Source organism: Streptomyces sp. NPDC055078, assembly GCF_053607985.1.
Genome location: NZ_JBSGUP010000991.1, coordinates 1 through 2,047 on the forward strand (window position 1 = coordinate 1; position 2,047 = coordinate 2,047).

Annotated in this window: 1 protein-coding gene and 1 pseudogene; both read right to left on the reverse strand. The window is 67.5% G+C overall.

What is annotated here, in order from left to right; all coding sequences use genetic code 11:
* A pseudogene (locus tag ACWF94_RS39460) lies at positions 1–244 on the reverse strand (hypothetical protein); the annotation flags it as partial.
* A gap of 7 nt (positions 245–251) precedes the next feature.
* Positions 252–1,880 (reverse strand): ABC transporter substrate-binding protein, encoded by a 1,629-nt coding sequence (locus ACWF94_RS39465; RefSeq protein WP_453499952.1) that lies wholly within the window; start codon positions 1,878–1,880, stop codon positions 252–254.
* Positions 1,881–2,047 lie beyond the last annotated feature (167 nt).

Here is a 2,047-nt window from a genome sequence, read left to right on the forward strand (position 1 = left end):
CGTCGCCGTCCGTCGGAGTGCCGGTGGAGACGTCGCCGTCCGTCGGAGTGCCGGTGGAGACGTCGCCGTCCGTCGGAGTGCCGGTGGAGACGTCGCCGTCCGTCGGAGTGCCGGTGGAGACGTCGGCGCCCGCGCCTGCGGGGGTCTCGGTGAGGGTGGCGGCGCCCGCGTCGGTGAGGTTGTCCGGGAGGCGGGCCGGGGTGTCCGGTGTGTCGCGCCGTACGGCGTCGGGAAAGTCGCTCATCGCGGGGCTACTTCGCCGCCGGGAGCGTGAAGTCGACGATGTTGCGCAGGATGTTGCCGTACCCCTCCGCGCTGTACAGGGTCGGGCTCACCTTGTCCGAGCGGTAGCCGATCACGGTCGGCCGGCTGACCAGCGGCACCATCCCCGCCTCGGTGTCCACGCTCCGGCACATCTCGGTCAGGACGCCGGCGCGTTCGCGGCCGGCCGGCTGCGAGGCGGCGGTCTCCAGGAGTGTGTTGAACTTCTCGTCGTTGTTGAGGAACGCGGCGGGGAAGCCTGCCGCCTTCGGGTTCCACCAGCGGGGGACCATCGCCGGGTCCGTGTAGCCGGCGAACCAGCCGATCGCCAGATCGAAGTCCGGCTTCGGTCCGAACACCTTGGCGTTGTGGGTGGTGTCGTCGTACTTGAGGATCTCCACGGTGACCCCTGCCTTGGCGTACTGCTGCTGGATCACCTGGGCGATCTGGCCCAGCGCCGGCTCCGATGTGTAGACGGCGAGCCGGAGTCTGAGATCCTTGACGCCCGCCTCGTCGAGTGCCGCCCGGACGGCGGCCTTCGCCGATCCGGTGCCCGCCTTCGCGGCCGGGAGCAGCTTGACGTCGCACGATCCGGGGAGGACCGAGGGGGTGACCCCGGTCGGCTGGGTCCGGCCGCCGAAGGCGATGTCGGCGATCTGTTTCCGGTCGATAGCGCTGTTCAGCGCGAATCTGACCTTCTGGTGGGACAGTGCGGAATTCTTGTTCTTCGAGTTCTGGATCAGATAGAAGAAGTCGCTGTTGCGCTGGCTCACCACTTCCGCGTTCCGCGTTCCGCTGAGCTGGTCGAGCGCGTCGACATTGTTGAAGAACACGAAATCCGCGCTGCCGTTGCGGAGGGCTGCCAGCCGGGTCGCCTCCTGCGGCACGATCTCCACGTTCAGCCGGTTGATGCGCAGTCGCCCGGCGTCGCGATACGCGGGGTTGGGGTCGAAGGCCCAGCTGCGGTCCTGGCGGTGTTCCTTCATGACGAACGGTCCCGTGCCGAGCATCTCGCTCTTCAGGTTCAGTGAACCGTCCGTCAGTTCCTTCATGGGGAGGACGGCGGCCGGGGTGTTGGCCAGCGCGGCGAGGAAGGGTGTGTACGGCTTGCCGAGCTTCACGGTCACCCGGTGCGGGCCGGTGGCGGTCACCGAGGTGACCGGGCCGAGCTGGCGGGCGTACGGCGCCGAGGACTTCACCAGCCGCCGCAGGCTGCCGACCACGTCGTCGGGTGTCATCACCCGCCCGTTGGAGAACTTCACGCCCTTGCGCAGGGTGAAGACGTAAGTCGTGGGGTCCGGCCGGGTCCAGGCGGAGGCCAGCATCGGCTTGACGGAGAAGTCGTGCCCGATGGTGACGAGCGGTTCGTAGACCAGCGATTCGATCGACCAGGAGCGGGCGGTGCCCGCCGACTGCGGATCCAGCCCTTCGGGCTCCACGGAGTCGTAGTCGAGCTGAACGGTCAGCGGCCCCTTCCCGGTGAATCCGGTGTCGGCGAAGGCGAGATGGCCGGCCTTTTTCGACGTCCCCTCACCATTGGTCGCCGCAGGGGCGGAACACGAGAGGACGAGGGCCGAGAGCGCGGTAGTGCATCCGGCTGCGATGAGTGCTCTTCGCACAGGACAACCTCCTTTTCGAGAGGGTGCGCCGGATCGATCCGGCACCGGGAAAATTAGTGTCCCGCGCAAGGGCCTGTCAACGACTCTCACAAGGAATTCGGCTACGTATGGATAAAGTTCCGCCGAAGCGAAAAATGAAATGCCTGGAACCCGGGCGGCACATGGGC